This window comes from Rhizobium brockwellii, assembly GCF_000769405.2.
Classification (GTDB): Bacteria; Pseudomonadota; Alphaproteobacteria; order Rhizobiales; family Rhizobiaceae; genus Rhizobium; species Rhizobium brockwellii.
Map to the genome: position 1 here is coordinate 2,283,628 of NZ_CP053439.1, position 24,089 is coordinate 2,307,716.

Below are 24,089 nucleotides of genomic sequence, written 5' to 3' on the forward strand. Positions count from 1 at the left end.
AATCAGTCTGCCCCGTCAGTCGATCAATCGCTGCGCGGTAAACTTGTCCGTAACAAGCATGTCGATCACCCCCACGCGCAGCGCGCCTGCGATAGCCTCGATCTTTTTGGACCCGCCAGCAAGAGCAATGACCCGGTCCACCCGTTCGAGATCCTCAAGTGGAAGGCCTATGACCCGGTCGTCCAGGGGTGTCTTGACCGGCTTGCCGTTTTTATCGAAGAAGCGAAGTGAGATATCGCCGACGGCTCCCGCTTCCGCGAGATCAGAGAGTTCGCGAGACGAAAAGATGTTGCCGGACCGTGCGAGAAGTTCGGACGGCTCGACTGCTCCGATTCCGACGATCGCAAGCGTTATGCTGCCGAACAAGTCCATCGTCTCCCGAACGTATGGATCGGCCTGCATAAGAAATTTTGCCTCTCTGGACGTCGTAACGCCTTGCACAGCGAGCAGTTTTGGCTCAGCGCCGGTCAGCCGAGCAAGCCGCGTGGTAAGCTGCGTCGCATGCGTCTGCACTGAAGGATCGCCCATGCCTCCAAGGGTTTGGACGACGTATTTCGCCTGAGCGCTCTTCAGGGGATGAATGTTCTCGACCATCTTGGAGATGGTCTGGCTCCAACTCGAAACGCCGATGATCTCCCCTGGCGCAAGCGTCACTTCCAAGAGATGAGCCGCTGCCTCTCCGATACGGGCCATGATGGCTCCGTCCCGATCTTCCGTACACTCAACGACGATCGCCTCCGGCAAATCATATTTCTCGCGAAGTGCGCTCTCAAGCTCGCTGTAGGTGCCAACGGGAGGGGTCACGCTGGTTCGCACAATATCTTCGGCCTCGGCACGCTTGAGCATGCGCGACACCGTCGCCTGCGACAGACGAAGGTGCTGTGCGATCTCCGCCTGTCGCCGTCCCTCCAAGTGGTACATCTGGGCGACCCTTGAGATGAGGCGGAGTTCATTGAGGCGAGTCATCGCTAATCCTAGGGTGAATTTTTATTCATCATTAGCCGTTGTTTCGCGTGCCGTCGAGCGGGCAAGTGCATCATTCCAGGTATTCAGAAGCACCGCTCGATCCACGGGTTCCGGGTCAATAATATGCGAGCTCCGGGGCAGCTCTGCGATAACCTGGAGATCGCTCCACAGGCCAAGTGAAAGACCCGCGAGATATGCGGCCCCCAAAGCCGAGGCCTCGGGTGCTTCGCATTGGATCACGGGATGTTCGATGAGGTTCGAGACACACTGCATCAGGAAGCGGTTCTGGCTCGGTCCGCCGTCCACATAGAGCGCCCCGAGCTCGCCGCCGCTTTGTACTCGCATGGCGGCGATCACGTCGTGCACCTGGAAGGCGATCGAGTCGGTTACCGACCGCGCCATTTGCGCACGTGTCGTATTGAAGTTGATCTGGGAGAACAGGGCACGGGCGTCGGAGTTCCAATAGGGTGCGCCCAGTCCCACGAATGCTGGCACGAAGCCCGGTCCGCCTAGTTCGGCGCTCGCCGCAAGTTCGACAAGGGCCGCCACGTCCGAAAGGCCGAGAATGCCTGCCATCCAGGGGAGACTGGCGGCGCAAACCAAAATATTGCCTTCGAAAGCGAAAGTCGGCTTTCCATTGAGACGCCATGCGACGGTCGTTGTGACGCCGTTGCGTGGAGGAATAAATCGCGGAAGCGTCGTCATCACCGATGAGCCGGTTCCGAAGGTTACCTTGCCATCACCCGGCTTGAATGCTCCATGACCGAACAGCGCAGCATGACTGTCTCCGATCACGGCCATGATCGGAGTTCCATCCGGCACGCCTGGCAACCCTTGCGTCCTGCCGAAGTCGGCAGAGCTGTCGAGTACCTCGGGGAGGAGCGCGATATCCACGCCGAAAATCTCGCCAAGTTCCTCGCTCCAGCTCTGCTCCTGGAGATCGAACAACTGGCTCCTGGCGGCATTCGAAGCATCGCAAACATGCCGGCGCCCGCCCGTCAGGCAGTGGACGAGCCAACTGTCGACCGTTCCCAGCCGCACCGATCGCCCGGCCGGAATACGGTCGAGCAGCCATCGGAATTTCGAACCCGGGAACATCGGATCCAGCGGCAGTCCTGTGAGCGCCTGCACGCGGTCAAGGCGGCCTTCAGCAATGAGACGTTCGCAATCCTGTGCCGTTCGACGGCACTGCCAGCTCACCACCGGTCCAAGTGCCTCTCCCGTTTCGGCGTCCCAGGCAGTGACTGACTCGCGCTGATTGGAAATCGCCACGGCCTCGACAGCCACGTCGGGGGCGGCCTTCAGGCAGGCGTCGATCGCCTCGCAGACGGATGCGTAGAGCCGGCGTGGGTCTTGTTCGACCCAGCCTGGTTTCGGATAGGTGATGCCGACCGGAGCCGAACCCCTGCCAACAATTTCTCCCTTTTCGGAAACCAGAACTGCTTTTGAATTGGTCGTGCCCTGGTCAATGGCCAGAATTGCCCGCATTCTATCCTCCCAGATCAGACGGCAGCCGGGACGACAGAAAGCGTCCGGGCTGATCACGTGATCCCAGTTACTTGCGCCTGATCAGCGACTGCGCCGCGTCGGCGATTGCGGACGGCGCCATCCCGAATTCGTCGAGCAGGAATTCTGCAGAACCGGTCGGAGCGTAGACGCCGGGAACTCCGAGACGTTTCATCGGGACCGGAGCATTGTCGACCACCACTTCGGCTACCGCGGAACCGAGCCCGCCAAAAATCGAATGCTCTTCGGCTGTGACGATCGCTCCGGTTTCCTTCGCCGCGGCGATGATGGCGTCCTCGTCGATCGGACGAACCGTTGCAAGGTTGAGCACTCTGGCGTTGATGCCGCGTTCTGCGAGAATCTCGGCAGCCTTTAGGATTCGATGAGTCAAAGTGCCGTTTGCAATAAGGGTGAGGTCGGAACCCTGGCGAAGGAGGTTTGCCTTGCCAAGTTCGAACTTGTGACCCTCCGGAAGGAGATCAGGCACACCGACGCGAGACAGCCGCAGGAAACAGGGGCCGTTATAGGCCGCGGCCCATTCAACCGCAGCAGCTGTTTCGATGCGGTCACAAGGCGCAATGACCGGAAGATTGGGCAGAACCCGCGTCCAGGCGAAGTCCTCGATCGAGTGATGGGTCGGGCCGAGTTCGCCATACGCCATTCCAGAAGAAATGCCGACCAGCTTGACGTTGGCATTCGAATACGAAATATCGGCCTTGATCTGCTCCAGCGACCGTCCCGTAAGAAACGGAGCGGCGGCGCACACGAACGGAAGGCGTCCGCCATTGGCGAGGCCTGCTCCAACCCCCACCATGTTCTGTTCGGCGATACCGACATTGACGAGGCGCTCTCCAAACTTCGCCTTGAAGCCGCCGAGCTTGGAGGAACCCACGGAGTCGTTGCAGACGGCAACGATCGTTTCGTTTTCGGCTGCCAGCCGCTCAAGCGTAGAGGCGAATGCGTCGCGGCAATCGTAGAGCTTGGGTGCGTTTATTGGCGCGTTCATTACAGTGCCTCCGACAATTCTGCCAATGCGATTTCGTATTGTTCCTTGCTCGGTACCTTGTGGTGCCAGTCGACTCGGTCTTGCATGAACGAGATTCCATGCCCCTTGTTGGTGTGGGCCACGATGCAATGCGGTCTCGATCCCCGGTGTTCGAGGGCTGAAACGACTTCGCTCATATTGTTCCCATTGATCTCGGTGACTTCCCAATCGAAAGCTTCAAGCTTCGGACGAAGCGGGGCGAGATCGTTGGTTTCCGCCAGGGCGGCGCCCTGCTGGAACCTGTTGTGGTCGATCACCAGCGTCAGGTTATCGAGCTTGAACTGCGCGGCCGCCATGATCGCTTCCCAGTTTGAGCCCTCCTGCATCTCACCGTCGCCGGTGACGACATAGGTGTGATATTTCGCGCCAGAGAGCTTGGCGGCTTTTGCCATTCCTATGGCGACTGGAAGACCGTGGCCGAGCGGCCCGGTATTCGTTTCGACGCCAGGAACCTTGTTGCAATTTGGATGCCCGTTCAGCCTCGAATGCGGCTGCAAGAAGGTGGAAATCTCTTCCTCCGGGATGAAGCCGCGTTTTGCGAGCGTCACATACAGAGCGCATGCAGTATGTCCCTTCGAAAGAACGAACCTGTCGCGGTCGGGGTGCTTCGGCTGATCGGGCCAAACATTCAGCACACGAAAATAGAGGGCAGTCAAAATGTCGATGACCGACATCTCCCCGCCAATATGGCCGGCGCCCGCTTCAAAGACCGCCTGGAGATCGCGCAATCGGATCTCGCGAGCGACCCGCTCGAGTTCTGTCGTATTCATGGATTCCTCTCATGCATAAATATTCAGTTATCAATATTTTTGCACAAGACGCCGATTAGTCAAGCCCTTTAAGCAATGCGTCGGCAGTTGCAAGTCTATCAAATCCTATTGACAGCCCGGAGGCAACTTGTTAATGAATTTTCCAGCATTAGTGAATATTTATTCGTCTAGTGAATTAGCGAATAGCCTAGGCATAGGGAGGAACAATGGTGGCGCTCGATATCAATGAACACGGGCTTTCGTCCAGCGCCTGGTTGAGCAAGCTCAAGGGCGCCACCGGCCCACTCGTGGGGCTGCTCGCGCTTTGCGTCTTTCTGAGCCTTAGCACCGACACGTTTCTTTCGGTTCGGAACGGCCTCAACATCCTCGATCAGATCACTGTCCTCGGCATCATGGCCGTCGGTATGACCTTTGTCATTCTGATCGGCGGCATCGATCTCTCCGTCGGCTCGGCACTCGCTCTTGCGATGATGGTCATGGGCTGGACTGCGAATGTCGCCGGCCTACCACTGCCGGTCGGGATCGCTTTTGCTCTGGTCGCAGCGGGCGTTTCGGGGCTGATCGTCGGACTTCTGGTGACGCAGTTCAGGGTTCCAGCGTTTATTGCCACTCTTGCGATGATGTCCGCGGCACGCGGCGTCGCAAATATGATCACGGACGGCCAGCAGATCGTGGGATTCCCCGACTGGTTCATGATGCTGGCAATCGATCGCCATTTCGGCGTGTTGACCGCCACTGTGTTTCTCATGCTTGCGGTTGTTCTTGCGGCCTGGCTTTTCCTGCACTTCCGGTCCGAAGGTCGCATGCTCTACGCGGTGGGAGGAAATCCGGAAGTCGCGCGCCTTGCGGGTATCAACGTCCCGCTCGTGACGATTGGCGTCTACGTCGCAAGTTCAGTCCTTGCGGGGCTCGCAGGCATCGTACTCGCCGCCAGGCTGGATTCCGTCCAGCCGTCCAGCGGTCTTGGCTATGAATTGGACACCATCGCAGCGGTCGTCATCGGCGGGACTTCGCTTTCGGGGGGCGCGGGCGGTATCGGAGGAACACTGATCGGCGTTCTTATCATCGGCGTCCTTCGCAACGGGCTCAATCTTCTCAACGTCTCGCCGTTCCTGCAGCAAGTGATCATCGGCATCGTCATCGTGCTCGCGGTCGGCGCGGAGACTATTCGTCGGCGTCGCGCCTGACGAACGAGGTCCGCCGCGTCGGCGGACCAGGAATTCCGCTCCAAGGGTTTGGGGCGGATCAATACCCCGAGGGGGAGGACATACCCGAGGGTTCCATCAAACAACGGAGGAAATACAATGAAAATAGCGCGCACCATGCTCGCATCTGCTGCCCTGCTCGGCCTCATGCTCGGCCCCGTACACGCGGCGGAACTGAAGAAGCTCGGCCTGGCCGTTGCCAACCTTCAGGCAAACTTCTTCAACCAGATCAAGCAATCGGTCGAGGCCGAAGCCAAGAAGCGCGGCATCGAAGTCATCACGGTCGACGCAAAGGGCGACGGGCCGACGCAGGTCAACCAGATCCAGGACCTCCTGACCCAGAAGATCGACGCGCTGATCTACATTCCGGCCGGTGCGGCGGCTGCGACCGTTCCGGTCAAGCTCGCGAAGAGCGCTGGTATTCCGGTCGTGAACGTTGACCGCAACGCCGAGGGAGCACCCGGCGATACCTTCCTTGCAACGGATTCCGTCGCGTCTGCCAAGGCCGTGTGCGACTACATTCTGAAGGAAGCCGGCGGCAAGGGGAAGATGGTCATCATCCACGGCCAGAAGGGCACGACGCCGGAAGTCGATCGCTCGAAGGGCTGCGCTGAATCTCTCAAGGCATATCCGGATGTCAAGGTTGTCGCCGAGCAGTTCTCGAACATCTGGAGCCAGGACGAAGGCTTCCAGATCATGCAGAATATGCTGCAGGCAAATCCGGACGTTTCGATCGTGTTCGCCCAAGCCGACGGCCTCGCCCTCGGCGCCGCGCAGGCGATCAAGGTCGCCAATCCTTCCCAGAAGATCGTGGTTGGCGGCTTCGATGGTGACACCGCAGCTCTCGAAGCGCTCAGCAAGGGCGTCTTCAACGTAACGGCGACCCAGCAGACGCAGAAGATGGGCCGCGACGCGGTTGAAAACGCCGCCAAGCTTGTCGCCGGAGAAAAGGTGCCACCGGTCCAGCTCCTGGATGCCACGCTGACAACCAAGGAAAACGTCGCAGGCTTCATCGCCAACCATCCGTAATGAAGTCGAGGTCTTGAGGAGGTGTGCCGTGACTGATCCAGTTCTTTCCCTGAGGGGCATATCCAAATGGTATGGGCCGCTCCAGGTTCTGAAGAATGTCAGCTTGGACGTTTATCCCGGCGAAGTGGTTGCACTTCTCGGTGAAAACGGCGCAGGCAAGTCAACGCTATCGGGCATTATCGCCGGGTCACGCACGCCGTCCGAAGGATCAATGACATGGCTGGGGCAGCCTTATGCCCCGGCCACCCCAAGGGAAGCGATCGACAAGGGCGTTGTCCTGATCCATCAGGAGCTGCAGCTTCTGCCGCAGCTGTCGATCGCGGAAAACGTCTTCATCGGACGTTGGCCGATGAAGAACGGCGCCGTCGACCGCGCCCAGATGGTTCGCCGGGCCCAGGACCAGCTCGCTCGCTTGAACCTTCACATACCCGCAACGCGGAAGGTCGCGGGCCTTTCCACGGCAAATCAGCAACTTATCGAGATCGCCAAGGCGCTGGCTCTCAACGCAAACCTCCTGATCCTCGATGAGCCGACAGCCGCCCTTGGCGGCGCGGAAACGGAAGCTCTCTTCGAACAGGTTCGGAAGCTTCGCTCACAAGGCGTCGGCATCGTCTACATTTCCCACCGCATGGAAGAGATCAAGCGAATAACCGACCGGATCGTCGTTCTTCGCGATGGCGAGCGCGTGCAGGAATTCTCCGACAGCGCGACACCGGTGCGAACGATCGTCGAGAGCATGGTCGGACGCCAGCTTGACCGCTTGTTCCCTGCCCTGCCGGTTCCGACTGACCATCCAGTACTCCAGGTGTCGGGGCTGTGCTCGCCGGACAACTCGTTCCGTGACGTTACCTTCGATGTGCGCGCCGGGGAAATTCTCGGAATCGCCGGACTGGTCGGCGCCGGCCGCACCGAACTTGTCCGCGCCATTTCGGGCGCGGACCCAATCAGTGCAGGTTCGATCAAGCTGGAAGGCGAAGAACTCAGGCTGCGCGATCCGGCGGATGCGATCTCCAAGGGCATCGTGATGGTCCCGGAAGACCGCAAGGAGCAAGGCCTGGTTGTCGGGCACCGGATCGGCGAGAACATCATCTACGCCAATCTCGACAAGCTGGGCGGGCGTTGGATTACGCCGAGCGTCAAGCGCTCGTTTGCGGAGAAGGCAGTGGCCAAGTTCGGCGTGAAAGGCCGTGCGGAGCAATATGCCTCCGACCTGTCGGGCGGCAACCAGCAGAAGGTTGTCATCGCGAAATGGCTGATGCGCGATCCCAAGGTCGTCGTACTCGACGAACCGACGAGAGGGATCGACGTCGGCGCCAGAGCGGGCATCTACGACATCATCGTCAATCTTGCCAAACGGGGCGTGGCGGTCATCGTCGTAAGCTCGGACCTGGAGGAAGTTCTCGGAGTCTCCAATCGCATTCTCGTGCTTGCACAAGGCAAACAGGCAGGCATTCTCAATCGTGACCAGGCAAATGACGTTTCGGTCATGGAGCTAGCCACCATCTAAACAGACAGAGAAAGGAAGAGCGGTGTCCGACATCACTCTGAACGCCCCGAAGCTTTTCGATCTCGGCGGCCAGGTTGCCATCGTTACCGGAGCTGGAAGCGGCATTGGGCAGCGCATTGCCATTGGCCTTGCGCAATGCGGCGCCGACGTGGCGCTGCTCGACCGCCGAACGGACGACGGATTGGCCAAGACGGCTGAACATATTCGCGCCGCCGGCCGCCGCTCGATCCAGATCGCGGCGGATGTCACGAGCAAATCTTCCCTTGGAGAGGCAATAGCACGGACCGAGGCCGATCTCGGCCCATTGACACTTGCAGTCAACGCGGCGGGCATCGCTAACGCGAACGCCGCGGAAGAGATGGAGGAGGACCAATATCAGACGTTGATGGATATCAACCTGAAGGGTGTCTTTCTTTCCTGCCAGGCCGAGGCTCGCGCCATGCTGAAGAATGGACGCGGCTCCATCGTCAATATCGCTTCCATGTCCGGCGTGATCGTAAACCGCGGGCTGAGCCAAGCGCACTATAACGCCTCCAAGGCAGGCGTCATCCATATGTCGAAGTCCATGGCGATGGAATGGGTCGACCGCGGCATTCGCGTCAACACCATCTCCCCCGGATACACGGCAACGCCTATGAACACCCGTCCCGAGATGGTTCATCAGACCAAGCTCTTCGAAGAGCAGACGCCAATGCAGCGAATGGCAGCGGTGGATGAGATGGTCGGTCCGGCGGTGTTCCTGCTGTCGAATGCGGCAAGTTTCGTGACCGGCGTCGATCTGCTCGTCGACGGCGGTTTCTGCTGCTGGTGATGCGATGAGAAAGCTCATTGCCGCCGCTGGAAAATGCACGGTCTCGCTTCCTCCCTGGCTGAGATCGAGGCGCTGAAGGGTAACGGGCATGACGGCGTGCGATATCGTCGTCTGCCCGCCCTTCACGCCGATCGAACGGACGGAGGGCTCGCGCGTCGTCGTCGGCGCTCAAGACTGCCTCAATTCGCGACAACCGGTTGAGCTCCAATAATGATCGGATGGCAGGTCGCACCCAGATTTGCTGTTCATCGACGGACACAAGGAAAGAGCATGAAACGCGTTGAGCAGAAGACTGTCGTTATTACCGGGGGTAGCCGCGGCATCGGAGCGGCAATCGCCAAACGCTTTGCGAAAGAAGGCGCCAATCTCGTCGTCTCGGCCAATGAGGACCTGGTCCACGGCGTCGCCGAACAGATCCGGGCCGAAGGCGGTAAGGCGATCTCCTTCATCGGCGATGTCACCGACAAGGCAAGCGTCACCGCCCTCTACGATGCCGCCGAGAAGGAATTCGGCTCGGTCGACGTTTCGATCCAGAATGCCGGCGTCATCACAATCGCCCGCGTCGAGGACCTGACCGAAAACGAGTGGGACAAGGTCATGGCCGTCAACACCAAGGGCGTCTTCCTCTGCGCCCAGGAGGCGATATCGAGAATGCGCAAGCACAAGCGCGGCGGCCGCATCATCAACACCGCTTCCGGCCAGGCGCGCGACGGCTTCATCTACACCCCGCATTATGCCGCCTCGAAAATGGGCGTCGTCGGCATCACCCAGAGCCTGGCCAAGGAAGTCGCGACAGAGAAGATCACCGTCAACGCCTTCTGCCCCGGCATCATCGAGACCGACATGTGGGCCTATAACGACCAGGCCTGGGGCAAGCTGCTCGGCAACTACGCCCCTGGCGAGCTGATGAAGGAATGGGTCGAGGGCATCCCGATGAAACGGGCCGGCTCCGGCGAAGACGTCGCCGGCCTGGTCACCTTCCTCGCCAGCGATGACGCCGCCTATATCACCGGCCAGACGATCAATGTCGACGGCGGCCTGATCATGTCCTGATGCAGGTCGCCCAAAACTGCGCAGCGGTTTTAGGACAACGACATACATGGAAAGATCAAACAACCAACGAAGCGCGGAAGGCGACACGGTCGTCGCCTCCGTGTGAACAGTGTGTCCATCGGCGTTAGGGCAGCTTTGCATTTTTGCCCGGTCAAGTGACCTTGCCATCCGCCTGTATTTGATCCTATCTTTGAAACGTTCTCAGGGCGGGGTGTAATTCCCCACCGGCGGTATCAGGAGCAATCCTGGAGCCCGCGAGCGCTTCCGGCACCTCCTGTCGGAAGGTCAGCAGATCCGGTGAGATGCCGGAGCCGACGGTATAGTCCGGATGGAAGAGGACAACACGGGCAGTCGCACTCCATCCCGGAGTCGGCTGACGTTTGTTCGCCCAAGGGCAGAAGGCACGCTCACGGATTGAGCTGAGCAGACCATGTCAGCCCGCTGACATAACCCTTGAAAGGCCAGACAGCATGACTATCGCAACAATCGAAGATGCCATATCAGCCGTTGCCAGCGGCAAGATGGTCGTCGTCGTCGACGACCAGAACCGGGAAAACGAAGGTGATATCGTGGTCGCGGCCGATGCCGTCACCCCGGAAACAATCGCCTTCATGATGACCCACGCCCGTGGACTCGTCTGCATCGCCATGCAATGCGAGCGCCTCGATGCACTCGATATTCCGCTGATGGTGCCCAACAACACGGAATCGCACAAAACTGCCTTCACGGTCTCGGTCGATTATCTCAAAGGCACGACGACGGGCATCTCGGCAGCCGATCGCGCCGCCACCGTCAGCGCCCTAGTCGACGATCGCGCAAAGCCCGCCGATTTCGCCCGCCCCGGCCACATCTTTCCGCTGCGCGCCAACCCCCGCGGCGTGCTCGGCCGCCCCGGCCACACCGAAGCCGCCGTCGATCTCGCCCGCCTCGCCGGAAGGATCCCAGCTGGCGTCATCTGCGAAGTCGCCAACGACGACGGAACCATGTCCCGTCTGCCCGAACTCACCCTCTTCGCCGAACGCCACAACCTCCCCCTCGTCACTATCGAGGACCTGGTCGCCTATCTCGACCGCCAAGCGGCAAAAGACATACGCGAAGTCGCCTGATCGATGCCTTTTTTGCGGCGGCATAGCCCGCTGCGACAAAGAACGACCCGCAACTATGGCTCTGACGGCACCTTCCCTTGCCGGTCCTATGTCCGGCTGATCGAAACCCCACCATCTGCCAGCATCGCCGTGCCGGTCACGAAGCTCGACATGTCGGAGGCGAGGAAAAGCGCCGCATTGGCGATCTCTTCGGGTTGCGCCATGCGTTTCAGCGCATGCAATCCCTCCACGAAGGCGAGCACTTCCGGCGTGGCATCAGGTGCGTTGGTGATGCTGGCGGGCGTGTCGGTGCCGCCGGGAAGCAGTGCGTTGACGCGGATCTTCTGTGCTCCGAGTTCGGCGGCGAGCACCTGCACGAAGCCGATCAGCCCCGCCTTGCTCGCCGCATAGGCGGCCATGCCAGGCATGCCGACGGTGTGGCCGACGAAAGTCGAGGTGAAGATCAGCGACCCGCCGCCTTTTCCCATCGCCGCCGACTGGTGCTTGGCGCCGAGGAAGGCGGCGGTGAGATTGGTCTCGATCGTCTCGCGCCAGCCCTCCACCGACAGCCCGGCGACCGGCCCCATCTCACCGAGGATGCCCGCATTGTTGAAGGCGATGTCGAGCCGGCCGAAACGCGAGACTGCCGTTTCGACGAGCCTTGCCTGCAGCGCCTCGTCCCTGACATCGCCTGATATGGCGACGGCCTGACCACTCTCCGCCTCGATTTCCGCAACAACGGCATCGAGCGCGTCCTGCCGCCGGCCGGTGACCACGAGCTTGGCGCCTTGCCGCGCAAAGAGTTTCGCCGCCGCGCGGCCGATGCCGGAGCTTGCGCCGGTGATGATTGCGATCTTGTCGTTGAGAAGTGTCATATCGATCTCTCCTTCGTTGTTGCGAGATCTGAGATGCTCAAACATCAGGCGATGCAGCCACCCGTTTCCCGCGCAGGAAGAGAAAAACGCCTATGGCCCGAACCGGCAGCACGACGGCGCGTCCTCATCGACGCCTTGATCGCGGCGTCGGGAATGTCGGAATTCACTTTATAAAACGGGGATTTGTCGGGACTTCCACCCACACCCCTGCGTTGACGTCAGCGCCATTGTGCACCGCATCATCGATTTATGGCCGATGTGACATTCATCCGATTCCCTTCATGCATCTTCGCGACTAAAAGGGGCGCACAGGTAACGGGAATCTCTTCATGCCGCGGTCACGCAATACTGAGGGCGCCATCTATATGAGCATGGCGATGGCCGGCTTTTCTGCAAGCGACGCTCTATCCAAATCGGTGATCGCCTATATGAACGCCGGCGAGATCATGTTCCTGCGCGGCCTCTTCACCAGCCTGCTTGTCTATCTGATCGCCCGGAAAATGGGAGCGCTGCGTTCCTGGCGCATCATGCTGCAGCCGATGATCATCTTCAGGATCATCTGCGAGACGCTCTCCGCCGTCACCTATATCACCGCGCTCGGCATGATGCCGATCGCCAATGCCTCGGCGATCCTGCAATCGCTGCCACTGGTCGTCACCTTCGGCGCGGCGCTCTTCTTCGGCGAGCCGGTCGGTTGGCGGCGCTGGTCGGCGATCCTCGTCGGCCTCGTCGGCGTGATGATCATCATCCGTCCCGGCCCTGATGGATTCACCCCCGCTGCCCTCCTCTGCGTCGGCGCGGTGCTGACGACGGCCGGCCGCGATCTCGCCACCCGGAGCATCAGTCCGGAAATCCCCTCGCTGATGATAACCGTCATCACCGCCATATCAGCCTCCTTCTTCGGTGCGCTGCTCATTCCGGTGCTCGGCGGCTGGCAGCCGGTCAGCGCCGCTGCCCTTGGGCATCTCGTGCTCGCTTCGGTGCTGGTGCTCGTTGGCTACCAGTCGGTCATCCTCGCCATGCGCACCGGCGAAATCTCCTTCGTCGCGCCATTCCGCTATACCAGCCTGATCTTTTCCTCTCTGCTCGGCTTCCTCTTCTTCGCCGAAGTGCCTGACAGCTGGACGCTCTTGGGGGCTGGGATCGTCATCGCCTCCGGCCTCTATACGTTCTATCGTGAGGCCAAGCGCCGTGTGTCGCCGATTGCGCAGGAATCCGCCCCGCGCGCGCCGGTTTGAGGAAGGATCATGGCTGAATTCTCGTTGGATAAATCTCATACAGCGGGCGTCGTGCTGGCGGGCGGCCGCTCGCAACGCATGGGCCGCGACAAGGCGGGCGTGATGCTTGGGGCCGAGAGCCTGCTCCACCATGCGCTGACCCGCCTCTCACAGCAGACCTTGCTCGTTGCCGTCAATGCCGATGCCGCCGCCGAGGGAATGCCTGTCGTTCCCGACCATTTTCGCGGCAAGGCCGGGCCGATGGCCGGCATCCATGCCGCCATGGTCTATGCCGCCGGCCTGCCCTCCATCACCCATGTCGCCACCGTCTCGGTGGATTGCCCGTTCTTCCCGGCCGATCTCGTCGCCCGGCTGGCGGCAGCGATCGAGCGCCCGTCGCAAATCGCCATTGCCGCCTCCGAGAGCCGCAGCCATCCCGTCTTCGGGCTCTGGCCAGTGAGGCTGGCCGCTGATCTCGAAGCCTGGATCACCACCGACGAGAAGCGCCGCGTGCGCGACTTCCTGTTACGGCATGACGTTACGGAAGTGGCGTTCCCGCTGCATCCGACCCGTGCCAGCCTGCTCGATCCCTTCTTCAACATCAACACGCCCGACGATCTCGTCGAGGCGGAACGCTGGCTGGAGGCCCTTCGCGGATGACCGCACCGAAAATCTTCGGCATCGCCGGCTGGAAGAACTCGGGCAAGACGGGTCTCGCCGTCCGGCTGGTGACCGAGTTCACCCGCCGCGGCTACAAGATCTCGACGATCAAGCACGCCCATCATGATTTCGACATCGACAAGGTCGGGGCCGACAGCTACCGCCACCGCCAGGCCGGCGCTCATGAGGTCACCATCGTCTCCGGCACCCGCTACGCCATCATGCACGAGCTGCGCGGTGCGCCGGAACCTGAGTTCGAGGAGATCCTCGCTCGCCTTGGCCCCTGCGACCTCGTGCTGATCGAAGGATACAAGCGCGAGCCGATCCCGAAAATCGAGGCCCGCCGCCTGGAGGCGGCAAATCGTGAACCGTTGGCGCCGAGCGATCCCCATATCTGGGCCATCGCCGCCGATCATGCCGTCGCCGATACGGGCCTGCCGGTCTTCGATCTAGACGACACAGGCGCCATCGCCGATTTCATCGCTGACATCGTTGGCCTTGGACAGGCGAGGCTTTGAACCACCTGTGTCGCCGCCGAATCTAAGAAGCGGAGCCGTTTCGCGTGCCATGGCCTTGGCGATTTCCTTGGCGAGCTGAGCCTGATCATAGGGCTTTGCCAATCTCGGAAGATCGATATCGGTGCCGGCAGGAAGATCGGCGTAACCTGTCGCCAGCACGATCGGCAATGCCGGATAAATGTCCCGCGCGGCCTGGGCAAGCTGTGCGCCGGTCATGCCAGGCATCGAATAGTCGGTTATGACTAGATCGAAATGCTGGCCGCTGCTGATCAGTTCCAGTGCCTGCGAGCCGGAGTTTGCTTCGACGACCTCGTGGCCGAGATCTTCAAGCATGTCGACCGAACTCATGGCGATCAAGGCATCGTCATCGACCAGCAGGATCTTAAGTCTGGATGCCGCTTGGGGAACGGGCAGATCCGCTTCGATCGCCCGCTCGGGGCGCCGTTCGGTCGCCGGAAGCCACAATTCAGCGGTCGTTCCGACCCCAAGTTCGCTTGTCAGACGAAGTGCGCCATTGAGCTGAACGGCAAGTCCGTGGATCATCGACAAGCCTAGGCCAGTGCCCTTTCCGAGTTCCTTGGTCGAGAAAAACGGATCAACCGCCTTCTTCAGCGTCTGCGCGTCCATGCCGGTGCCGCTGTCGGCCACCGCCAACACAAGATAGGCGCCCTTGTCGAGAGTGCCGTCATCGCCGGCCACCTGCGCATCACGCAGCGATATGGACAGCGTCCCGCCATCCGGCATCGCATCGCGGGCATTGACTGCAAGGTTGAGCAGCGCCAGTTCGAGCTGGTTCGCATCGACCAGCGCCGGCGGCAGGGTTGCCGGCAGGATGCTTTCGATGCTGATCGAGGATCCGACCGAGCGCCGCAGCAGATCTTTCATGCCGGAGACCAGTTCGGCCAGATCGACGGGCTTGACCTGCAGATCCTGCTGTCTGGCAAAAGCCAGCAGCCGCTGCGTCAGCGCCGCCCCGCGCCGTGCACCCTGAATGGCACCATCGACCAGACGCGTCGCCTTGGCATCTCCGGCAACGTGCTTCCCGAGCAGCTCCAGATTTCCGAGAACGACCATCAGCAGATTGTTGAAATCATGTGCAACGCCGCCGGTCAGTTGGCCAATCGCCTCCATCTTCTGGGATTGGCGAAGCTGCTCCTCGGCTCTTTCACGCTGGGCGACTTCCTCGAGCAGGGTCTGGTGAGCGGCGTTGACCTCTTTGGTCCGCTCCCTTACACGCTCTTCGAGGTTTTCGTTGAGCCTTCTCAGATTTTCCTCGATGGTCTTGCGAACGGTGGTATCGGAGCAGACACCGACGAGTTTCCTCGCGGAACCATATCTGTCGGAATAGAGCTGCGCGTGGACCTCGGTCCAATGCAGCGATCCATCCGGCCAGATCGTCCTGTGCTCGACCGAATAGTCGCGTCCAGTATCGATCGTCTGGCGTAGGTTTGTCAGCACAAGATCCCGGTCGTCGGGGTGGATACTTGCGATCAGATCGTCGCGCGTCACATCATCGTCCGGCCTTCGGCCGAAGATCGCTTTGCAGGTGGCCGAAGCAGACAGGGCCATCGAGGACAGCTCCAGCTCCCACGCCCCGAGACGACCGGCTGCGAGCGCCGTCTGCAGCCGTCGCTCTCCCTCGCCCAGAGCATCGAGCCGGGCTTGCGCTTCGTATTGGCGCAGGCGCCCCTTCAATGCGGTCCGGGCCACGCTGATGAAGGAGGTCGCATGGAACGGCCTTTCCAGGAAGGTGACGTTGCCAAGAACCTCGGAAAGCCTGGCGGCGGCCGGATTTCGTTCAGGCCCACCACCACGTGTGGTGAGAACGATGAACGGTAGGTCTGACCAGCCCGGCTGGGCCGAAACCCAGGCGGCGATCGGCTTGAGATCGCTCGAGCGAACGGCCTCTTCCGTCAGGACGCCAAGCGCGACGTCATCACTGAGCGATGACGCGAACATAGGCAGGTCGGCGGCAGCAATCGATGACAATCCGGCCTCATCGACCAGCGATCTCGCCACCCAGGCATCACGACCGGCGGGGGCGTAGATCAATGCTTTCGGTTTGTTGGAATTAGGAATTGCCGCTATCCCCGCCATCAGTCTTCAAGAGCGGCTTTGAGGTCGCGATAAATTCGGGAACGCCGCGAAGCACGCCCTGGAACCCGACGAGAGGATCGCCAAACCTCAAGCCGGAGGCGTCGATACGATACTCCCTGATGGTATCCTCGTGAAAGCCGGTCCTCTTCTTGATCACCGAGACTGCCCGCCGCACCTTTCCCGCAGCCTCGAAGTAACGCAGCAGAATGACGGTATCGGCGAGATAGGTGACGTCAACAGGTGCCTTCATGTCACCGACCAGCCCGTGCTGGGCAACGGTGAGAAAGGTGTTGGCGCCTTGCCTGTTCAAATATTGCAGCAGCTCATGCATATGAAGAATCAACGAATTCTCATCCGGCATCGAAGCCTGATAACCGTTGATACTATCGATGATGACGGTTTTCGCATCCGATTTGTCGACGCAGTTGCGCACGCGGTGGGCGAATTCGCCCGGCGACAGTTCGGCCGCATCGAGCTGTTCGATGTGGATGTGACCGGCGTCCCGCATTGCTTCGAGATCTATTCCAAGCGCCTTCAGCCGCGTGAAGAGCAGGCCCAGCTCCTCGTCAAAAATGAAGGCCGCCACTTTCTCGCCGCGCGCGACCGCAGCCACCAGAAATTGAAACGAAAACGTGCTTTTGCCGGTGCCGGCAGGACCAAGGATGAGCGTACTGGAACCTCGCTCAAGGCCACCTCCTAAAAGAAGGTCCAGTTCTGGAATATTGCAGGAAATCTGATCGCGGGCGTAACTCGACCTGTGTTCGGCGGCGACGAGTCGCGGAAAGACGATGACGCCACCAGTCTGGATGATGAAATCGTGATAGCCGCCGCGGAAGGCCTGCCCGCGATATTTTATGACTCTCAGACGTCGGCGCTCGGAGCCGTAGCTCGGCGCCATCTCTTCGAGATGGATCACGCCGTGCACGACGCTGTGCACCGTCTTGTCGAGCACCTCGGATGTCAGATCATCGAGCAGTAGGACTGTTGCTCCTTGTCGGGCAAAATAATGTTTGAGCGCCAGGATCTGCCGGCGGTAGCGCAACGAGCTTTGCGCGAGCAGCCTGATCTCCGACAGACTGTCGAGAACCACGCGACGTGGCTTGATCCGCTCGAAAGCGGCAAAGATTTCCTTTGTCGTCTCTCCGAGTTCAAGATCAGACGAATAAAGCAGGCTCTGCTGCTGGTCGGCATCCAGCAGGCTTTCCGGAGGCACGACCTCGAAGACCTCGATATTGCCATCGATCACCATACCGTGCGATGCGGCGCCGGCTCGAAGTTCGCTCTCGGTTTCCGAAAGGGTAATGTAGAGCCCCTGCTCACCAAGCTGTGCCCCCTCGATCAGAAACTGCAGCGCAATCGTTGTCTTGCCCGCTCCTGGATTTCCCTCCAGGAGAAAGACGTGCCCAGGCGAAAGTCCCCCTGCCAGAATTGTGTCCAAACCGGACACCCCGGTCCGGGCTTTCGCGGCAGGTGCAGCAGCATTCATTCACTGTTTCCTTCAATTTCTTCTGTGAATTAGTGGCGAGCGACGGAATGTCAAATCACTGGCAGACATGATTTCGCTTCCGGCAAGAGCCGATCACTCGTGGCTAGGATATATGCCTGTCCGGGCGGCTCGAAACGGTGGGCGTCTATCCTCGATAGCGAAGCGCATCGACGACGACCGCGAATGCCGGCGACGTATGCCGACGACTTGGATAGTAAAGATGGTAGCCGGGAAACGGCGGGCACCAATCCTCGAGGACACGCACTAGCCGCCCGTCGGCAAGATTCGCCTCGACCAGGTCCTCCGGCACATAGGCGAGCCCAAGACCGGCCAGCACCGCGTTCAGCCGCAGGGCTATATTGTTGAAGACCAACTGTCCTTCGACCCGAACCTTGAGCTCGCGCCCGTTCTTCTCGAACTCCCACGCATAAACGCTGCCATAGGTCGGAAGGCGCAGATTGATGCAATTGTGATCGGTGAGGTCCTGCGGCGTCAGCGGCTTCGGCCCGGTGTCGAAATAGGCGGGAGCGCCGACCACGGCCATGCGCATATCGGGGCCGATGCGCACCGCAATCATATCTTTCGCCACCTGTTCTCCAAGCCGCACCCCCGCATCGTAACGCTCCGCGACGATGTCGGTCAGACCGTAGTCGACGATGATCTCGACATTGATATCGGGATAATCGGGCAGGAGCTTTTCCAAGGCGGGCCAGAGGACGGTATCGGCCGCATGCTCGCCGGCATTGATGCGGATGGTCCCTGCCGGCTTCTCCCGGAACGCGCTCAAGGCAGCCAGCTCGCTCTCGATCTCGTCGAGCCGCGGTCCGATGGAGACGAGCAGGCGTTCGCCGGCCTCCGTCGGCGCGACGCTGCGGGTCGTGCGTGTCAGCAATCGCAGTCCAAGCCGCTCCTCGAGCCCGCGGATGGTGTGGCTGAGCGCCGATTGCGACACCCCCAGCTTACCCGCCGCCTTGGTAAAGCTTTGAGCGCGTGCGACGGCGAGGAAGGCGATGAGGTCGTTGACGGCGGGGCGCGGCATTGATGAAACTTTCTCATGGGTTCTTGCCGTTTATACCATCTAATCGCCACCAGGCGCACGCGCTAAATACCTTGCTACTCGAGTGGACAAGTCCACCCCGACATCGAAAGCCCGACATCAAAAGGAAGACAAAGATGGATATCAAGCGAAGCGGTTCGCAGCCCTCGGCCAAGGGACCGGCCGATTGGTTTACCGGCAGCGTGCGTGTCGACCCGCTGTTTGCCGTCACCAGCCCGGCACGCACGGCCGGCGCCAGCGTCACCTTCGAGCCCGGAGCCCGAACCGCCTGGCACACCCATCCGCTCGGCCAGACGCTGATCGTCACGTCGGGCTGCGGTCGCGTGCAGCGCGAGGGCGGCCCCGTCGAAGAGATCCGCGCCGGCGACGTCGTCTGCTTCGCACCGGGTGAACGCCATTGGCACGGCTCATCGCCGACGACGGCGATGAGCCATATCGCCATCCAGGAACAACTCGACGGCAAGGTCGTCGACTGGATGGAGCATGTCACCGACACGCAATACCAAGGTTAGAAAAGGAAATTTCTATGCAGAAGCGTGAACTTGGAAAGAGCGGACTTCAAGTCTCAGCCATCGGTCTCGGCTGCATGGGGCTGAGTTACGGTTATGGCCCGGCGACAGATATTCAGGAAGCAACCGCACTGATCCGGCAGGCGTTCGAACGCGGCGTGACATTCTTCGACACGGCCGAGGCCTATGGCCCCTATAAGAACGAAGAGCTTCTGGGTGAGGCCTTGGCGCCCTTTCGCGAAAAGGTGGTGATCGCCACGAAATTCGGTTTCAACTTCGATGCCGATGGCGGCCAGAGCGGCATGAACAGCCGGCCGGAACAGATCCGAGCGGTGGCCGACCAGGCGCTGAAGCGTTTGAAGACCGATGTCATCGATCTCTTCTACCAGCATCGCGTCGATCCTGATGTTCCGATCGAGGATGTCGCCGGCACGGTCAAGGCGCTGATCGCGGAAGGCAAGGTTAGACATTTCGGCCTCTCGGAAGCCGGCGCCCAGACGATCCGCCGCGCCCATGCCGTCCAGCCGGTGGCGGCGTTGCAGAGCGAATATTCGCTGTGGTGGCGCGAACCCGAGCAGGAAATCCTGCCGACGCTGGAAGAACTCGGCATCGGTTTCGTTCCGTTCAGCCCGCTCGGTAAGGGCTTTCTGACTGGCGCAATCAGCGAAACGACCACCTTCGACAGCAAGGATTTCCGCAACGTCGTGCCGCGCTTTTCTCAGGAGGCGCGAAAGGCCAACCAGGCGCTCGTCGATCGTCTCGGAGAAATCGCCGCCCGCAAAAAGGCAACCTCCGCCCAAGTGGCTCTCGCATGGCTGCTGGCGCAGAAGCCCTGGATCGTGCCGATCCCCGGCACAACCAAGCTGCACCGCCTCGAGGAGAATATCCAGGCCGCTGAAGTCGAACTGACGGCTGAGGATCTTGCCAGCATCGAAAGCGCGCTCGCCACGATCAAGGTGGAAGGCGATCGTTATCCCGCGCATCTGCAGGCAAGGGTCAACCGCTAAAAGCAGCCGACGGCCGTTGAAGGCGACGTCTTGTCGCCAAGGCTAGAACACCAGAAGAGAATCGGCCGCAGTCACTTGCGGACGATTCCTCATAAATTGGATCATCGTCTCGGCGCCGGTGCGTTCTCCTGGAAAGCCGGTATCGCCTCCAGTCTGGCGACAATCTCCGCGATATTAGGCCAGCCGGCGAGATCGAAGCCGAGGCGCCGGGCGCTGACCGCCTGCGGGAAGAGAAAGATATCGGCAATACCAGGCTGATCCGCAACAGCGAAAGCCCCTTGCCTGTGGCCGGCGATCATCGCCTCGACCGCGGCCATTCCTTCACCGACCCAATGACGATTCCAGGCAGTAATAGCATCGGCATCCGCCTGGAAGACCTTGCCGAGATGCAGACCGATCCGCGGCGGCAGCAGCGCGTGGATCTCGGCTGCGATCGCAAGCGCAATCGACCGCGCCTGCGCCCTGCCCTCCGCGGTGTCAGGCAATAGCGGCGGTTCAGGCTTCATCTCATCGAGATATTCGACGATCGCCAGCGACTGTGTGATGAGGACGCCGCTATCCGTCAGCAAGGCGGGCACGAGCCCCTGCGGATTGATACTGCGATATCCGGCCTGCCGGCTCTCGGAATCTTCGCCGAGGATGGTGACCGGCAGCGCTTCGGCCGACAGCCCTTTCAGGGCGAGTGCGATGCGGACTCGAGATGTCGCCGAGGAAATTTCGTTCTGATAGAGTTTCACTGTCTTTCTCCCTGGTAATCTAAAAGAGCAGCTGGAGCGGCGGCTTCTTCCCTGAGGATACCGCCGTCACGAGACCGGCAAGCGGCGACGGCTCCTGTGAGCTTACATCGTAGATGCAGGGCGCTGCGAAAATCGTCGCGCCCAGAATGCAGATCATCATCAGTCTCATTGGTTCCTCCATTGACGAGGCCCGACTGGCCTCGTCAAGTTTCCGTTTGGCGATCGATCCCATCTGTCAGGCAATGCTCAATTCGACATTGATATTGCCGCGGGTTGCTTTCGAATAGGGGCAGGTCCGGTGCGCTTCATCCACAAGCGCCCTTGCCAGATCCGCTTCGACGCCCGGCAGGCTGACCTTGAGGCGAGCCTGCAGGAAATAGTCGCCGTCGGTTGCCCCGAGATCGACCTCGGCGTTGACGGCGGCATCTGCAGGAAGCTTGACCTTCAGCTTGCCGGCAGCAATGCCGATCGCGCCGATGAAGCAGGCAGACCAGCCGGCGGCGAAAAGCTGTTCGGGATTGGTGCCGGCGCGGTTGCTGCCCGGAGGCGAAAGCTTGATATCAAGCTGGCCGTCGTCGCTGTGCGACGCGCCGTCGCGCCCGCCTGTCGTGTGGGTCTTGCCGGTATAGAGAACCTTGTCGATCTTTGTCATGGAACACTCCTTGTGTTGCGTCGCTCCAGGCGACTGGCCGCGGTGCGCGGCCGGGTTGACGGAGTGTGGTTTGACCGACGGATATATCCGCCATGTTTCCGAAAACGCCCGAAATGTCACAAAACGTAGCATCCGCTATCGAGGACATCCTTACACACAAACATCTCGAAGTTTTGCGGCGCGCCCGAATGTCAGCGGATGGTGACTTCCGCGGCCAGTCCGCCACCGGCGCGATTGTAGAGCCGGAGCGACCCGCCAATCTTGGCCGTCAGCTGCTGGGCGATCGCAAGACCGAGACCGGTGCCGCCGGTCTCCCGGTTGCGGGATTGCTCCAGCCGGAAGAAAGGCTGCATGGCGGCTTCCAGCATATCGTCCGGAATTCCCGGCCCGCGATCCATGACTGATATGACGATATCGTTCTCGGCGCTGCGCTCGACGCTGATCTCGGCAGCACCGGCAAACTTCAGCGCATTGTCGATGAAGTTCGACAGGATACGGCGAAGAGCATGCGGCTTGGTGAAGGCAGCGCCCTGAACCAGGCCGACGACGGTGACGGCCTTTCCAGTATCCTGGTAGTCGTAGGCTATGCTGTCGATGAACGAGGCGAGATCGATGCGGGCGCTCTTCTCGCCATTGCCATGCGCACTGCGTGCATAGGCAATGCCGTCCTGAACGAGGCGCTGGATCTCGCCAAGATCGTGCACCAGCTTGTCTTTGTCAGGCGAATCCTCCGCCATGTCGGCGCGCAGCCGCATGCGGGTGATCGGCGTCTGCAGGTCATGCGAGATGGCCGCCAGTATCTGGACGCGCTCTTCGAGGTAGTGGGCGATCCTCTCCCGCATCGCGTTGAACGCTCTTGCCGCATGCGCGACCTCGCTTGGCCCCGCCTCACTCATCGCCGGACCGTCCTTGTTCGGGTCAAGTGCATCGGCGGCGGCAGCAAGCTCGCCGAGCGGCTGGATCGCCTGGCGAACCGCGAACCAGGTGCAGAGGATGAGCAGCACCATCTGGACGACGAAGACGTAGGGCAGCCATGCGGCAATCGGCATGACGCCCTTCGGCGTGACGTCGATAGTTAACGGGCTTCCGTCGCTGAGCGTCAGATGCGCCTGCAGCCGGTTCACATCGCCAGGAATTCGTTCGATCCGGATCGGAAAGCGGTGCCCGATGGCCTCCTCGATCTTTCCTGAGATTTCCGCCCCTTTGCTTGACGTGTCAGGCACGCCGGGAAGGCCGGGCCCGAGCACGAAACGATAGTTGCCGCGGCTCAGCCGGTCGAGCAGATCGCCGCGCTCACCTGGCGGAAGCCGATCGAGAACCGCAATCGATGTTGCCACGTCATTTTCCAGCGTGCCGAGCATCACCGCCTTGGCCGACATGTACCGCTCCATATAGAGCACACTGAAGGACAGCCCGTAGGCCAAGGCCAATCCGATCAGCAGGATCAGGAAGATCCGCGACCGCAACGTGCTCGGCCACGTCAGGCCCGAACGCAAGCGGACTGCCGCCTTCATTGGCGTGGCTCCGATATCTCGACCGGAACCGAAAACACATAGCCTTCGCTGCGCACCGTCTTGATATAGGTCGGTTCGCGCGCATCGTCGCCCAGCCGCTGACGCAACCGGCTGACCAGGAGATCGATCGAGCGATCGAAGAGTTCGGCGTCACGGCCCTGCGTCAGGCTCAGAAGCTGGTCACGATTGAGCACCCGCTGTGGGTGATCGATGAAGACGCGAAGCAGACGGTATTCGGCGCCGCTGAGCGCAATCGCGGTCCCTTCCTTGTCGAGAAGATGCCGGGCGACCGTATCGAGCCGCCAGTCACCGAAAGTCAGCAACTGTCCGGCCTCGCTGATCTGCAGGTTGGGCGGCAACATCCGCGTCCGCCGCAGAACCGCCTTGATGCGGGCGAGAAGCTCACGCGCAGCAAAGGGCTTGGGAAGATAGTCGTCGGCGCCCATCTCCAGACCGAGGATCCTGTCCATCTCGTCGGTGCGGGCCGTCAGCATCAGGATCGGGATCGCCTTGTGCCGGCCGGCGCGCAGTTCGCGGCACAGCACCAGCCCGTCGTCACCGGGCATCATCACGTCGAGCACGATCAGGTCGACGGCATTGGCGTCGACAAAACTGCGCATCTGCCGCCCGTCGGCGGCAACGCTCGTACGCAGGCCGTTCTTCTGCAGGTAGCCCGATACCAGCTCGCGGATTTCGCGATCGTCATCGACGATCAGGATGTGATCGACATGATCCATATTTCCCTATTCCCCATCGATAGAAGCGGCCGCGCCGGTCGCTTCG

24 protein-coding genes and 1 riboswitch are annotated in these 24,089 nt (G+C 60.9%); of the genes, 11 read left to right on the forward strand and 13 right to left on the reverse strand.

Annotation, left to right across the window (positions count from 1 at the left end):
• Window positions 1–15: 15 nt before the first annotated feature.
• The 4 genes from RLCC275e_RS11420 to RLCC275e_RS11435 form a co-directional block, all read right to left on the reverse strand.
• Window positions 16–966, reverse strand: a complete 951-nt coding sequence (locus RLCC275e_RS11420) for a sugar-binding transcriptional regulator (protein WP_033182317.1) — start codon at window positions 964–966, stop codon at window positions 16–18.
• 21 nt (window positions 967–987) lie between these two features.
• On the reverse strand, window positions 988–2,454 hold the full coding sequence (locus tag RLCC275e_RS11425) for an FGGY-family carbohydrate kinase (protein ID WP_033182316.1): 1,467 nt from the start codon (window positions 2,452–2,454) through the stop codon (window positions 988–990).
• Between the two features lie 67 nt (window positions 2,455–2,521).
• A complete protein-coding gene (locus RLCC275e_RS11430) occupies window positions 2,522–3,478 on the reverse strand; it encodes a transketolase family protein (protein WP_033182315.1) in 957 nt (318 codons plus the stop codon).
• Window positions 3,478–4,287 carry a transketolase gene (locus RLCC275e_RS11435; RefSeq protein WP_011652254.1) on the reverse strand — a complete coding sequence of 270 codons (810 nt, stop codon included), beginning with the start codon at window positions 4,285–4,287 and terminating at the stop codon, window positions 3,478–3,480. The genes RLCC275e_RS11430 and RLCC275e_RS11435 overlap by 1 nt, the downstream gene beginning before the upstream one ends.
• A gap of 206 nt (window positions 4,288–4,493) precedes the next feature.
• Here RLCC275e_RS11435 and RLCC275e_RS11440 point away from each other — a divergent pair, with 206 nt between their 5' ends.
• From RLCC275e_RS11440 to ribB, 6 genes are all read left to right on the forward strand, one after another.
• Window positions 4,494–5,474: an ABC transporter permease gene (locus RLCC275e_RS11440; protein ID WP_033182314.1), complete on the forward strand. Its 981-nt coding sequence runs from the start codon at window positions 4,494–4,496 to the stop codon at window positions 5,472–5,474.
• Window positions 5,475–5,591: 117 nt separating this feature from the next.
• On the forward strand, window positions 5,592–6,521 hold the full coding sequence (locus tag RLCC275e_RS11445) for a sugar ABC transporter substrate-binding protein (RefSeq protein WP_003540275.1): 930 nt from the start codon (window positions 5,592–5,594) through the stop codon (window positions 6,519–6,521).
• A gap of 28 nt (window positions 6,522–6,549) precedes the next feature.
• A complete protein-coding gene (locus RLCC275e_RS11450; protein WP_033182313.1) occupies window positions 6,550–8,028 on the forward strand; it encodes a sugar ABC transporter ATP-binding protein in 1,479 nt (492 codons plus the stop codon).
• Between the two features lie 22 nt (window positions 8,029–8,050).
• Complete coding sequence (locus RLCC275e_RS11455; RefSeq protein ID WP_033182312.1) at window positions 8,051–8,839, forward strand: SDR family oxidoreductase; 789 nt, start codon at window positions 8,051–8,053, stop codon at window positions 8,837–8,839.
• Between the two features lie 270 nt (window positions 8,840–9,109).
• Window positions 9,110–9,892, forward strand: a complete 783-nt coding sequence (locus RLCC275e_RS11460; protein WP_033182311.1) for a glucose 1-dehydrogenase — start codon at window positions 9,110–9,112, stop codon at window positions 9,890–9,892.
• A gap of 193 nt (window positions 9,893–10,085) precedes the next feature.
• A riboswitch (FMN riboswitch) is annotated at window positions 10,086–10,236 on the forward strand.
• Window positions 10,237–10,362: 126 nt separating this feature from the next.
• On the forward strand, window positions 10,363–10,998 hold the full coding sequence (gene ribB / locus RLCC275e_RS11465) for a 3,4-dihydroxy-2-butanone-4-phosphate synthase (RefSeq protein ID WP_130712043.1): 636 nt from the start codon (window positions 10,363–10,365) through the stop codon (window positions 10,996–10,998).
• An 86-nt stretch (window positions 10,999–11,084) separates the two neighbouring features.
• Here the strand turns inward: ribB and RLCC275e_RS11470 are convergent, their stop codons facing one another.
• Window positions 11,085–11,852 carry an SDR family oxidoreductase gene (locus RLCC275e_RS11470; protein ID WP_033182448.1) on the reverse strand — a complete coding sequence of 256 codons (768 nt, stop codon included), beginning with the start codon at window positions 11,850–11,852 and terminating at the stop codon, window positions 11,085–11,087.
• A 329-nt stretch (window positions 11,853–12,181) separates the two neighbouring features.
• Between RLCC275e_RS11470 and RLCC275e_RS11475 the strand changes: the two genes are divergently transcribed.
• From RLCC275e_RS11475 to mobB, 3 genes are read left to right on the forward strand one after another with little or no spacing between them, the layout of a single operon-like run.
• Window positions 12,182–13,090 carry a DMT family transporter gene (locus RLCC275e_RS11475; RefSeq protein WP_033182310.1) on the forward strand — a complete coding sequence of 303 codons (909 nt, stop codon included), beginning with the start codon at window positions 12,182–12,184 and terminating at the stop codon, window positions 13,088–13,090.
• A gap of 9 nt (window positions 13,091–13,099) precedes the next feature.
• A complete protein-coding gene (mobA, locus tag RLCC275e_RS11480) occupies window positions 13,100–13,729 on the forward strand; it encodes a molybdenum cofactor guanylyltransferase MobA (protein ID WP_033182309.1) in 630 nt (209 codons plus the stop codon).
• Entirely contained in the window at window positions 13,726–14,247 is a 522-nt protein-coding gene (gene mobB, locus RLCC275e_RS11485) for a molybdopterin-guanine dinucleotide biosynthesis protein B (protein ID WP_033182308.1), read from the forward strand. Before mobA ends, mobB begins: the two co-directional genes overlap by 4 nt.
• Here mobB and RLCC275e_RS11490 read toward each other — a convergent pair.
• The 3 genes from RLCC275e_RS11490 to RLCC275e_RS11500 form a co-directional block, all read right to left on the reverse strand.
• The gene (locus RLCC275e_RS11490; protein WP_082229802.1) at window positions 14,179–16,344 is read right to left on the reverse strand and encodes a PAS domain-containing hybrid sensor histidine kinase/response regulator family protein; all 2,166 of its coding nucleotides are present in this window, start codon (window positions 16,342–16,344) and stop codon (window positions 14,179–14,181) included. The two genes, mobB and RLCC275e_RS11490, sit on opposite strands and share 69 nt — an antisense overlap.
• Entirely contained in the window at window positions 16,319–17,830 is a 1,512-nt protein-coding gene (locus tag RLCC275e_RS11495; RefSeq protein ID WP_033182307.1) for an ATPase domain-containing protein, read from the reverse strand. Before RLCC275e_RS11495 ends, RLCC275e_RS11490 begins: the two co-directional genes overlap by 26 nt.
• A gap of 145 nt (window positions 17,831–17,975) precedes the next feature.
• The gene (locus RLCC275e_RS11500) at window positions 17,976–18,869 is read right to left on the reverse strand and encodes a LysR family transcriptional regulator (RefSeq protein WP_033182306.1); all 894 of its coding nucleotides are present in this window, start codon (window positions 18,867–18,869) and stop codon (window positions 17,976–17,978) included.
• Window positions 18,870–19,003: 134 nt separating this feature from the next.
• On the opposite strand from RLCC275e_RS11500, the gene RLCC275e_RS11505 reads away from it, so the two are divergent.
• Window positions 19,004–19,399: a (R)-mandelonitrile lyase gene (locus tag RLCC275e_RS11505; RefSeq protein WP_033182305.1), complete on the forward strand. Its 396-nt coding sequence runs from the start codon at window positions 19,004–19,006 to the stop codon at window positions 19,397–19,399.
• A gap of 14 nt (window positions 19,400–19,413) precedes the next feature.
• Entirely contained in the window at window positions 19,414–20,403 is a 990-nt protein-coding gene (locus RLCC275e_RS11510; protein ID WP_033182304.1) for an aldo/keto reductase, read from the forward strand.
• Window positions 20,404–20,504: 101 nt separating this feature from the next.
• On the opposite strand, the gene maiA is transcribed toward RLCC275e_RS11510, so the two are convergent.
• The 5 genes from maiA to RLCC275e_RS11535 all read right to left on the reverse strand — a co-directional run bounded on the left by maiA (window position 20,505) and on the right by RLCC275e_RS11535 (window position 24,043).
• Window positions 20,505–21,140 (reverse strand): maleylacetoacetate isomerase, encoded by a 636-nt coding sequence (maiA, locus tag RLCC275e_RS11515; protein ID WP_033182303.1) that lies wholly within the window; start codon window positions 21,138–21,140, stop codon window positions 20,505–20,507.
• A 19-nt stretch (window positions 21,141–21,159) separates the two neighbouring features.
• On the reverse strand, window positions 21,160–21,309 hold the full coding sequence (locus RLCC275e_RS11520) for a hypothetical protein (RefSeq protein ID WP_165404961.1): 150 nt from the start codon (window positions 21,307–21,309) through the stop codon (window positions 21,160–21,162).
• Between the two features lie 66 nt (window positions 21,310–21,375).
• Window positions 21,376–21,792 (reverse strand): organic hydroperoxide resistance protein, encoded by a 417-nt coding sequence (locus RLCC275e_RS11525; protein WP_033182302.1) that lies wholly within the window; start codon window positions 21,790–21,792, stop codon window positions 21,376–21,378.
• Between the two features lie 191 nt (window positions 21,793–21,983).
• Window positions 21,984–23,306: a sensor histidine kinase gene (locus RLCC275e_RS11530; protein ID WP_033182301.1), complete on the reverse strand. Its 1,323-nt coding sequence runs from the start codon at window positions 23,304–23,306 to the stop codon at window positions 21,984–21,986.
• A complete protein-coding gene (locus tag RLCC275e_RS11535) occupies window positions 23,303–24,043 on the reverse strand; it encodes a response regulator (RefSeq protein WP_033182300.1) in 741 nt (246 codons plus the stop codon). The genes RLCC275e_RS11530 and RLCC275e_RS11535 overlap by 4 nt, the downstream gene beginning before the upstream one ends.
• Window positions 24,044–24,089: the final 46 nt, after the last annotated feature.